Here is a 10,460-nt window from a genome sequence, read left to right on the forward strand (position 1 = left end):
GGCCTCAGCGGCTCAGCGGCGGTCGCGGTTCGCCCGGGGTGTCCCCGGGCTCGTCCCTGATGACCTCACCCTGGACGACCTTTCCGTCGGGCCGGTGAATGTTGGCCTGCCGGAAGGCGTCGCCGAGGCTGCCGTACGGTGCCTCGCGGAGCTTGCGGTCGAGGCTGCGCTCCGCACGTCGGCCGACCGTCCTCTGCACCGGCGGGAGCAGGAGCACCAGGCCCACCACATCGGAGATCAGACCCGGCAGCATCAGGAGCAGGCCGCCGAGCATCGTCAGACCGTTGCCGCCGCTCCTCGGCTCGGACTCCGAGGACCGCCCCTGGAGCGTCTCGCTGAGATTGCGGAAGGCGCGGCGCCCGGCCCGCTTGACCACCGCGGCGCCGAGCACGAAACCGGCGACCAGCAGCAGGAACACGGTGAACCCGCCGGCCGCGTCGGCCACCAGGGCGAGCAGCCAGATCTCCAGCACCAGCCAGGCGGCTATGCCCAGCGGCAGGAACCTGCGCGGCCGGGAACGCCGGGGCCGGGCCTGGTACGAGGAAGTCGGTGCGCCTGTCGTCATGCTTCCAGTGTGCCTGGAGCGGACTCAACGCGGGACAAGCGGGACAAGGCCACGGCCGGTCGTCCCGGTCCGCCCCGCAGTCGTAGCCGTGCACCCGTACGGGCGACCGCCAAAAAGCGGCTTTCGGTTGACGGACGGCCGTACCCCCCCGCGCATATCCCTCAGGAGGCCGTCTCGCTCAAGAGGCCGTGCCGCGGCCCTTGAACTTGGCCACCCGGTCTCCGACACCCCACGCGGTGACCCGCCAGAGCGCCTCCACGAGGATGTCCCGGCTCATCTTGGAGTCGCCGAGCTCCCGCTCGACGAAGGTGATGGGCACCTCGACCACGTGGTAGCCGGCCTTGACGGCGCGGCGCGCCAGGTCGACCTGGAAGCAGTACCCCTGCGAGGCGACGTCGTCGAGGCCGAGGCCCTCCAGGGTCTCGCGGCGGAAGGCGCGGTAGCCGCCGGTGATGTCGCGCAGCGGCAGATCGAGGGCGAGGCGCGAGTAGAGGCTGCCGCCACGGGAGATGAACTCGCGGCTCTTGGGCCAGTTCACGACCCGCCCGCCCGGCACCCAGCGCGAGCCGAGCACGAGGTCGGCGCCCTTGAGCGCGGTCAGCAGTCGCGGCAGCTCCTCGGGCTGGTGGGAGCCGTCGGCGTCCATCTCGACCAGGACGCCGTAGTCGCGCTCCAGGCCCCAGCGGAAGCCGGCGAGGTAGGCGGCGCCCAGCCCCTGCTTGCCCTTGCGGTGCAGGACGTGGACGTGGTCGTCCTCGGCCGCCAGTTCGTCCGCGAGCTTGCCCGTCCCGTCGGGGCTGTTGTCGTCGGCCACGAGGACGTGCGCCTCGGGCACGGCCGAGCGCACGCGGCCGACGATCGTCTTGATGTTCTCCGCCTCGTTGTAGGTCGGGATGATCACCAAGGCGGTGCCGAGCGGACCGAACTGCCTCCCCTGGGCTCCTGCCGCAAGGGTCCCGTCGCCGTCGTTCACTGCTGCCCCTTCATGTCCGTACGCAGGGAACCACCATAGTGTCCCTCGTCTCTACCGACGTGACAGCACATGCGCATGGGGGTGTCGATTCCACAAGAGTCGGGTAAGAACAACGGTTTGCGCACTTTACGGCGTCCGGCGGGGCTTGCTGCGGATGGGGGCCCGGCGCCCTTCGGGCCGACCTGGGACCCGCTGGCTGCGGGTCGACCGAGAGCCGTTGTCTACTGGACGTCCGGGCCCCACCCGGGTCGCACCCTGCCGACCGGCCGGAACGTTCCCGTGCCGTGGCGCGGGCGCTGAGCCTGGCTCCCAGTGGTGGTGCGCCGGTGCGGCACACCATCCCTGACCCAGCGGCGCTCCGGCGACTGCGCGGAGGTTCCCCGGTCGGACGTCCGATGGTGGACGCGGCCGAACCTACCGGCCCGCTGCGCCTCACTGTCAACAGCCGCCCGACCTGCGGTTTCTCCATCCCTCGCCTGGTCAGCGGCGAGGATGCGCAGGTCGCGCGACGGGACCCCGGGGGGGCGGACACGGGCACGCCACCCCGGCAGATCACTCGCCCGGCCGTACGAACACCGTCCGGCCGCCCACCACGGTGCGCAGGCAGACGGGAAGGCCGGCGCCAGGGGTCAGATCGGGCAGTCCCGGAGTGCCCGAACGGGGGTCGGTGGACCAGCGGGCCACCCGGTCGTCGGGAGCCTGGACGACGAGTGCGTCGGTGCGCCATACGGCGTAGTCCGCGGGCGCGCCCGGGACCAGTACCCCGCCGTCGTCGCGTCCGATCGCCCGCCAGCCGCCGCGCGTGTGCGCCGTGAACGCGGCGCGTACGGAGATCCGGTGCTCGGCGGTCCGGTGGAAGGCCGCCGCCCGTACCGCGCCCCACGGCTCCAGGGGGGTGACGGGACTGTCGGAGCCGAAGGCCAGCGGGACACCGGCGCGCAGCAGCGTCGCGAACGGGTTCAGCGTCCGGGCCCGGTCGGCGCCGAGGCGCTCCGCGTACATGCCGTCCGTGCCGCCCCACAGGGCGTCGAAGGCGGGCTGCACGGAAGCGGTGAGGCCGAGCTCGGCGAAGGCCGCGACGGTCTCGGGGGTGAGCATCTCGGCGTGCTCGATACGGTGGCGGGCCGCGCGGACGCGGGCGAGGCCGATCTTCTCGGCGGCGGCACGCACCCCCTCGACCACGGCGGTGACTGCGGCGTCGCCGATGGCGTGGAAGCCCGCCTGGAGCCCGGTCTCGGTGCAGGCGACGACGTGCGCGGCGACGGCGGCGGCGTCCAGGTAGGCGGTGCCGGTGTGGCCCGCGTCGGCGTACTGCTCGTGCAGGCACGCCGTGCGCGAGCCGATGGATCCGTCGACGAACAGATCGCCCGCGGCGCCGAGCGCGCCCAGCTCCCGCGCCTTGTCGACGTCCTGCTCCGCCCAGTAGCCGACGACCCGGGGGCCGGGTTCTTCGGCGGCCAGGCGAAGCAGCCCGGTGAGGTCCTCCTCGGAGGAGATCTCCGGACCCCCGCACTCGTGGACCGAGCCGATGCCGACGGAGGCGGCGTGAGCGAGGGCGGCCCGCTGGGCCTCGGTGCGCTGGGCGGGGGTCACCGCCGAGAACGCCGCCGCACGGACGGCGTGGTGGGCGTCCCGGGTCAGCGGTTCCCCGTCCGCGAAGCCGTCCCGGTCGCGTACGCCGGGTGTCAGGTCCAGCAGGGCGGTGGTGACGACGGCGGAGTGGACGTCGATGCGGGTGAGGTAGAGCGGACGGCCGCCGGTGGCCTCGTCGAGTTCCTCCCGGCGCGGGGCCCGCCGCTCGGGCCAGCGGGAGGAGTCCCAGCCGTGACCGAGCAGCACGCGGTCCCCGGGGCGGGCGGCGGCGAAGTCGCGGACGAGGGCGAGGGCGGCCGTGAGGGAGGGCGCGTCGGACAGGTCGAGACCGGTGAGCGCGAGACCCGTGGAGGTCGTGTGGACATGGGCGTCGGTGAAGGCAGGGGTGACGAGCGCGCCGGCCAGGTCCACGACCTCGTCCACGCCTTCCGCGAACGCGTCGGCCGCGCCTTCGGAGCCGACCCAGGCGATCTGTCCGCGCTCGACGACCATGGCCGTCGCGAAGGGATCGGCGGGGCTGTGGACTTCTCCTCGGCGCAGCAGGACGGTCCGCTGCGGGGCGGTGCGCTCATTCATGGGAACAGTCTCGCGCCTCGCCCGAACGGCCCGACACGCAGGTCCGGCCGGACACGCCGGTACGCGGGTGCGCAGGCGCCCGCAGGACCCGCTCCTGCCGGAAGCCTCCGGTCCTCCCGTACGGGGGGCGTCCGGCCGCGTCAGATGCGGGGCGGCCGGGCCTCGTACGGTGTGGAGAGGACCACCGTCGTGCGCGTCGACACCCCCGCGAGCGTCCGCAGCCGCGCGAGCAGTTCCTCCAGCTCGTGGGGCGTGGCCACGCGGACCTTGAGGATGTAGTTCTCGTCGCCCGCGACGCTGTGACACGCCTCGATCTCCGGGACGCCGGCCAGGCGGTCCGCGATGTCGTCGGGGGCGCTGGGGTCGAACGGCTTCACCGAGATGAAGGCGGTCATCGGCAGTCCGACGGCCTCCGGGTCGACGACCGCGGCGTACCCGCGGATGACGCCGCGCTGCTCCAGCCGGCGCACCCGCTGGTGCACGGCCGACGTGGACAGGCCGGTGGCCTTGCCCAGGTCGGTGTAGCTCATCCGCCCGTCCTTGACGAGCAGCTGCACGATTTGTCGGTCCAGCTCCTCCATGGCGCTAGAACCTACAGTGCGGCCAATCCCCGCGGATACCTCAGCGGCGCAGGTCATACCCGGTTTGTGATGTTGGCCAGGGGGATGAGGGAGCCTTCGCGGCAGACGGCGGCCGTACCCGGCACCTGCGGGCGGCATGTGACGAACGCCACAGAACCCGGACAGGCTTCGTGATGTCCTCGTGATTACCGCCGAGACCGGACGGGAAGTGCTTGCTGTGGTCGAGGCCGCGGTTCCTGGTCGGCCCAGCCCGAGGGGGAGAATCCCATGCAGAGTCTGAAGCACCCTGGTCGCAGCGTGTCCAAGCGGCAGCAGCCGGTCGTCGAGCCCGAGCCGGAGGGCGTCGAACCCGCCGACGACGACGAGTTCGACGCGTACGACACCTTCGAGATGTACCGGGTGATCTGCCCGGACTGCGCGCAACCGATCGCCCTCCTGGCGGACGAGGAGGTCCTGCCCGAGCACGCGCTGTGCGCCTCGCCGTGGAACCCCTTCGGTCTCACGGTCTGCGCCGGAACGGGCCGCTCGGCAGCCGAAGCCCGGCCCGCGGACGAGTCCGTGGCGCCCCAGGAGCAGGACACCGCCCTGCTGTTGACGCTCCCTCAGGGACTCGACTGGCGGATGCAGCCGTTCTCTCACGTCGGCGGCCCTGGCTCGCGCCCGGTGCGGATGCCGGTGATGCCCCGGCAGGCGGCCTGACACCACCCGCCGCTCCGCCGTCACCGGACGGCACCGGACACGGTCCGCCCCTCCGACCCCACCGGGCCGTCAGGTGAAGTCGGGCCGTGCCCCCGTACGAGGCCCCCAGGAACTCACGCTCGAATACCGGGGCCGGTGACCTGCGCACACGCCCCGCCGTTCCCCATGCATGACCGCCACACAATCGGCGAGCGGACGTCGGCGACGGGTGCTCGTCCCGGCGTCGGCAGCATTTCTGCCGCCGCCGCCCCAGCCCCAGGATCCGCCCATCTACCGTGCGCTGATGCGCACGTGGGCCGACCGCGGGCGCACACTGCCGGGTCGCCACGACCCGGAGTGGGTGCGGCTCTCCGCGCCCCCGGCCGGCCAGGGCCGGCGCGCGGCGGACCAGGACCCGTTCACCGGGTCTCGGGACCCACGAGGTGACGGGCGATGACCATCCGCTGGATCTGGTTGGTCCCCTCGACGATCTGGAGCGCCTTGGCCTCGCGCATATAGCGCTCGACCGGGAAGTCGGCGGTGTAGCCGTACCCGCCGAGGACCTGGACGGCGTCGGTGGTGACCTTCATCGCCGTGTCGGTGCAGTGCAGCTTGGCCATGGCGGCCTGCTTGGCGAACGGCCGGCCCGCGTCGCGCAGTCGCGCCGCCGCCAGATACAGCGCCCGGCCCGCCTCGATCTGCGTCGCCATGTCGGCGAGCATGAAACGCAACCCCTCGAAGTCCGAGATCGGCCGCCCGAACTGCAGGCGCTCGGTCGCGTACGCGACGGCCTCGTCGAGGGCCGCCTGGGCCAGACCGATGGCGCAGGCGGCGATGCCGAGCCGCCCGGATTCGAGCGCGGACAGGGCGATCGCGAAGCCCTGGCCCTCTTCGCCGATGCGCCGCTCGTCGGGCACCCGCACCCCGTCGAAGTGCACCTGCGCGGTGGGGGAGCCCGTCATGCCCATCTTCTTCTCGGGCGTCACACCGCTCAGCCCCTCGGCGTCGCCCGGGACGAGGAAGGCGCTGATACCGCGCGGTCCCTCCACACCGGTGCGCGCCATCACGGTGTAGAAGTCGGCGATCCCGCCGTGCGTGATCCACGCCTTGGTGCCGTCGATCAACCAGTGGTCGCCGTCGCGGCGGGCCTTTGTACGCAAGGACGCCGCATCCGACCCGGAGGACGCCTCGGAGAGGCAGTAGGCGCCCAGCAGACCGCCGCCGAGCATCGCCGGCAGGTGCTCGACCTGCTGTTCCTTGGTGCCGTAGTGCGCCAGGGCGTGGCAGGCCAGGGTGTGGACGCTGACACCGAGGCCGACGGTGAGGCGGGCCGTGGCCAGCTCCTCGAGGACCTGGAGGTAGACCTCGTACGGCTGGTCGCCGCCGCCGTACTCGGAGGCGTAGGGCAGGCCGAGGAGTCCGGATTCGGAGAGCAGGCGGAAGACCTCGCGCGGGAAGTGCCCTGCGTACTCCTCCTCGGCCGCCTTCGGCGCGATCTCGCGCTGCGCGATGTCGCGGACGAGCGAGATCAGGTCCCTGGCCTCGTCCGTGGGCAGTTGCCGGTCCACCGGTTGCGGGGCGCGGTCGGGCATGGCGACGCTCTCCTCCCTGTTCGGGAACATCGACGGATGCGCGCCTTGGGTGGGACAGCTCCGCCGGGTCTCACTGGGCCTGGCCGATGCTCGCCGCTCCGGGTTGCGGAACCGGCTGACCAGCGGTTGTGGCGCTTGGAGTATGCCCGATCGGAGGCATGGAGTCACCAGTTAACGACCGCTTACTCCGAAGAAAATGCGGAACCCGGATTGGTCCGAACCATTGACCATGCTGGTCTAGTCCTCCTACTGTTGCGGATCACCGTTTCACCGCGTTCATGCCAATCTGCACGCGTACAGTCAGCGCGCGTTCCCCTCTCCCCCACGGAGGAGACACGATGCTCACACCGCACCGCTTCCGCGCCCTCCCCCTCCGGGCGCTCGTGTCCGCCGCATGCAGCGCCGTCCTCGGGGCCGGGCTGCTCGCGGGCGCGGGCACCGCGACCGCCACCGAGGCGCGCCCCGCCCAGCAGGCCGCAGCCGGCTCCAAGGTCGTCGGCTACTTCACCGAATGGGGCACCTACGACCGCAAGTACGTCGTCAGGAACATCGAGACCTCCGGGTCGGCGGCGAAGCTCACCCACATCAACTACGCCTTCGGCAACGTCACCGGCGGCAAGTGCGCGATGGGCGACTCCTACGCCGCCACCGACCGCGCCTACACCGCGGCCGAGTCGGTGGACGGCGTCGCCGACACCTGGGACCAGCCCTTGCGCGGCAACTTCAACCAGCTGCTGAAGCTGAAGAAGAAGCACCCGAACCTCAAGATCCTCTGGTCCTTCGGCGGCTGGACCTGGTCGAGCGGCTTCGGCGAGGCCGCGAAGAACCCTGCCGCCTTCGCCCAGTCCTGCTACGACCTGGTGAAGAACTCCAAGTGGGCGGGCGTCTTCGACGGCATCGACATCGACTGGGAGTACCCGAACGCCTGCGGCAACACCTGCGACACCAGCGGCCGGGCGGCGTTCAAGAACCTGATGGCGGCGCTGCGCTCGAAGTTCGGCTCCGGCTCGCTGGTCACGGCGGCGATCACGGCCGACGCCACGAGCGGCGGCAAGATCGACGCGGCGGACTACGCTGGAGCGGCACCGTACGTCGACTGGTACAACCCGATGACGTACGACTACTTCGGGGCCTGGGACCCGACCGGCCCAACGGCCCCGCACTCGCCGCTGAACTCCTACTCCGGCATCCCGAAGGCCGGCTACCACACCTCCGCCACCATCGCCAAGCTCAAGGGACTCGGCATCCCGTCGTCGAAGCTGCTGCTCGGTATCGGCTTCTACGGGCGCGGCTGGACCGGTGTCACCCAGGCGGCGCCGGGCGGGACGGCCACCGGCCCGGCGGCGGGCACCTACGAGCAGGGCATCGACGACTACAAGGTGCTCAAGAGCAAGTGCCCGGCGACCGGCACCGTGGGCGGCACCGCGTACGCCAAGTGCGGTGACGACTGGTGGAGTTACGACACACCGTCGACCATCGCGACCAAGATGGCCTACAAGAACCAGCAGGGCCTGGGCGGCACCTTCTTCTGGGAGCTGAGCGGTGACACCGCGAGCGGGGAGTTGATCAAGGCCATCAACTGACGTGTCCGGCAGGGCACTGGGGCGGGAGCCGTGGCGGCTCCCGCCCCACTTTGCCGTCAGGGGTCCCGGCGGGCGGGCGGCGGGGCCACGCGGGAGGGTTCCAGCTCCTCTATGGCTCGCAGGGTGCCGCCGAGCGTCTTCACGAGCAGTTCGCGCATGGTGTCGCGGGACAGCTCCGGGCGGTCGATCCAGTCGAGAGCGGCGCCTTCCACGCTGCACACCCAGCCGAGCAGCCCCATGCGCACCAGAGGGGGGATCTCACGCCGACCGTACGCCCCCTCGGCGATGGTGGTCACGATCGCCTCGCGCACCCCGTCCCGGATCGCGTGGACCTGGGCGTCGAAGCCGACCCCGCCGCTCACGATCGTGCGGTAGGCGGCCTGGTTGTTCTCGGCGTAGCGCAGATAGCTGTCGATGGTACGGTTCACCCGCTCCACCGGAGGCAGTTCGAGGCCGCCGGCCGCCAGGTTCACGAGGCCGGCCACCGAATCCTCGACAATCGCCAGGTAATAGCCGCGCTTCGATGTGAAGTAGTAGTAGATCAGCCCTTTGGCCACATGGGCGTGGCGCGCGATGTCGTCCATGGACAACGCGTCGTACGAGGTGTCTGAGAATAACTTCCGCCCGATGGCGATCAGTTCCGCGCGGCGCGCCAGAGAACGACCGGTGCCGCGCGCCCGCGGACGTGTCGCGCCACGCTGTTGACTGTTCTTCAATTTCGGCCCAAGCCTCCAACTACCGGCGGGACATCCGCAGTATTGCAGAACGACACCACCAGCATGTTCGACTCTGATCGACTTGGTGGGACGCTGTTCGCAAAGAGCGGGCCGGTTTCAGGACAGGCTGTGGCTCGGGTCACGGCCGGCCGAGCTGCGCCCCCGGTCTCCCGGGGGCCTGAGGACGCGGGGGCTCGGGTCAGCGCACGCCCACCGCGGCCAGCGCCTCGCGCTGCTGGGGCGTCGGGTGCGCCGGGAAGTACAGGTAGCAGACCCCGCCACTGCCGGAGACGACCTTGCCGGACGCGTTGTACCGCTTGGTCCTGAGCCAGATGTTCTCGAACTCCCGCCGCTTGTAGACGCGCCGCACCGCCTCGTCGTCGGGCGAGGCCGGGTCGTTGGCGATCACGTCGCCGTCGGCGGTGAAGCCGATCACGGCCATGAGATGACCGGAGGTGCCGTACCCGGCCCCCGTCAGCTCCTCCTTGAGGAACGACTGGGAGGTGATCGCGGGGATCCCCGCGGCGATCAGCCGCTCCAGGTCGGTGAGCGAGGACAGCCGGGTGACCACACCCTGCAGGTCCTTGAACGTTGCCGCGTAGGCCGCGTTGAACGGCCAGTTGCCGCAGCCCTGGTACTGGTGGTCGTAGGTGGAGCGGGCCGCGTGGCAGACCTGGGGGTCGGCATACGAGGGGTCGACCCAGGACAGCTGCTCGGGGGTGGGCTTCCGACCCCAGTACTCGATGATCATCTGCGAGGAGGTGGGGCTGCACCACGCCTCGCCGCCGTTGTCGTACTCGGGGTACTGACCCTTGTGGATCTCCTGCGAGTAGCGCGGGACGGCCAGCTCGCGGGCGAGGCCCGGGGCGGAGGCCGGGACGGTGAAGCGGTCCGGGATGTCGGAGCCCATGGCGCCGAGCCGCCACACGGTCGGGGTGAGCCGGGTACCCGGCGTGCGGTAGAGGGTCAGGCGCAGCCGGTACGACATCAGGCGCAGGCCTGAGGCGGCGTCCCCGATGGCGAAGGTGTCGGTCCAGATGGCGCTCTTGCCGTCGGTCTGGTCGTCGACGGAGGTCCGCCGGATGTCCTGGTCTCCGGCCGCCCAGCGGCCCATCACGTACCAGGAGGTGTCCGCGCCGTCGGAGTAGGTCCCCTTCAGCTCGACCTGGAGCCAGGTGCCCGCCGGGGTGTCCGCGTTCCAGGAGGCGACGGCCTCGGTGGACGGGACGGTGAGGCGGTGCACGGGGGAGGTCCAGGTGGCGTACTCCCAGCTCGCGGTCTTCCCGGTGTGCGGGTCGGTGTAGTCGGTGCGGCCGGCTGGGCTGGCGATCGCCACCCCGGGGCGGGCGCCGGGGAGGGCGCGGACACCCTGGCTGCTGCCGCTGCGCCAGTCGGGGTACGAGGTCCAAGCGCGGTAGTCCACGGTACGCGGGGATTCCTTCGCCGGTCCGGCGGCCGGGGTGGCCGCGGCCGCCGGGCTCGCGGCCGCGGGGGGGGGGGGGGGGGGGGGGGGGCCGCCCGCGCGGCGCAGAGGCCGGGCGGGGGGTGCCCGTCGACAGCACGCAAGTGGTGAAGGCCACCCGGGAAGAGCAACAGAAAAGTG

The 10,460-nt window shown here is 71.6% G+C and carries 9 protein-coding genes; 2 read left to right on the plus strand and 7 right to left on the minus strand.

Annotation, left to right across the window (positions count from 1 at the left end; genetic code table 11):
• Positions 1 to 4: 4 nt before the first annotated feature.
• From fxsA to ABZ823_RS26095, 4 genes are all read right to left on the minus strand, one after another.
• Positions 5 to 565, minus strand: coding sequence for an FxsA family membrane protein (fxsA, locus tag ABZ823_RS26080; protein WP_361665084.1), 561 nt, complete (start codon positions 563 to 565; stop codon positions 5 to 7).
• Between the two features lie 178 nt (positions 566 to 743).
• Complete coding sequence (locus ABZ823_RS26085) at positions 744 to 1,538, minus strand: polyprenol monophosphomannose synthase (protein ID WP_361665087.1); 795 nt, start codon at positions 1,536 to 1,538, stop codon at positions 744 to 746.
• Between the two features lie 552 nt (positions 1,539 to 2,090).
• Positions 2,091 to 3,707, minus strand: coding sequence for an amidohydrolase (locus ABZ823_RS26090; RefSeq protein ID WP_361665090.1), 1,617 nt, complete (start codon positions 3,705 to 3,707; stop codon positions 2,091 to 2,093).
• 140 nt (positions 3,708 to 3,847) lie between these two features.
• Positions 3,848 to 4,288 (minus strand): Lrp/AsnC family transcriptional regulator, encoded by a 441-nt coding sequence (locus tag ABZ823_RS26095; protein WP_121888443.1) that lies wholly within the window; start codon positions 4,286 to 4,288, stop codon positions 3,848 to 3,850.
• Between the two features lie 267 nt (positions 4,289 to 4,555).
• On the opposite strand from ABZ823_RS26095, the gene ABZ823_RS26100 reads away from it, so the two are divergent.
• Positions 4,556 to 4,987 carry a hypothetical protein gene (locus ABZ823_RS26100; RefSeq protein WP_361665093.1) on the plus strand — a complete coding sequence of 144 codons (432 nt, stop codon included), beginning with the start codon at positions 4,556 to 4,558 and terminating at the stop codon, positions 4,985 to 4,987.
• 398 nt (positions 4,988 to 5,385) lie between these two features.
• On the opposite strand, the gene ABZ823_RS26105 is transcribed toward ABZ823_RS26100, so the two are convergent.
• A complete protein-coding gene (locus ABZ823_RS26105) occupies positions 5,386 to 6,558 on the minus strand; it encodes an acyl-CoA dehydrogenase family protein (RefSeq protein WP_361665105.1) in 1,173 nt (390 codons plus the stop codon).
• A 338-nt stretch (positions 6,559 to 6,896) separates the two neighbouring features.
• Between ABZ823_RS26105 and ABZ823_RS26110 the strand changes: the two genes are divergently transcribed.
• Entirely contained in the window at positions 6,897 to 8,141 is a 1,245-nt protein-coding gene (locus tag ABZ823_RS26110) for a glycoside hydrolase family 18 protein (protein WP_361665096.1), read from the plus strand.
• A 56-nt stretch (positions 8,142 to 8,197) separates the two neighbouring features.
• Here the strand turns inward: ABZ823_RS26110 and ABZ823_RS26115 are convergent, their stop codons facing one another.
• Entirely contained in the window at positions 8,198 to 8,857 is a 660-nt protein-coding gene (locus tag ABZ823_RS26115) for a TetR/AcrR family transcriptional regulator (RefSeq protein WP_361665099.1), read from the minus strand.
• Positions 8,858 to 9,056: 199 nt separating this feature from the next.
• Positions 9,057 to 10,388, minus strand: a complete 1,332-nt coding sequence (locus tag ABZ823_RS26120) for a peptidase C39 family protein (protein WP_361665108.1) — start codon at positions 10,386 to 10,388, stop codon at positions 9,057 to 9,059.
• Between the last annotated feature and the right edge of the window lie 72 nt (positions 10,389 to 10,460).

The organism is Streptomyces sp. NPDC047079, assembly GCF_040643755.1.
Taxonomy (GTDB): domain Bacteria; phylum Actinomycetota; class Actinomycetes; order Streptomycetales; family Streptomycetaceae; genus Streptomyces.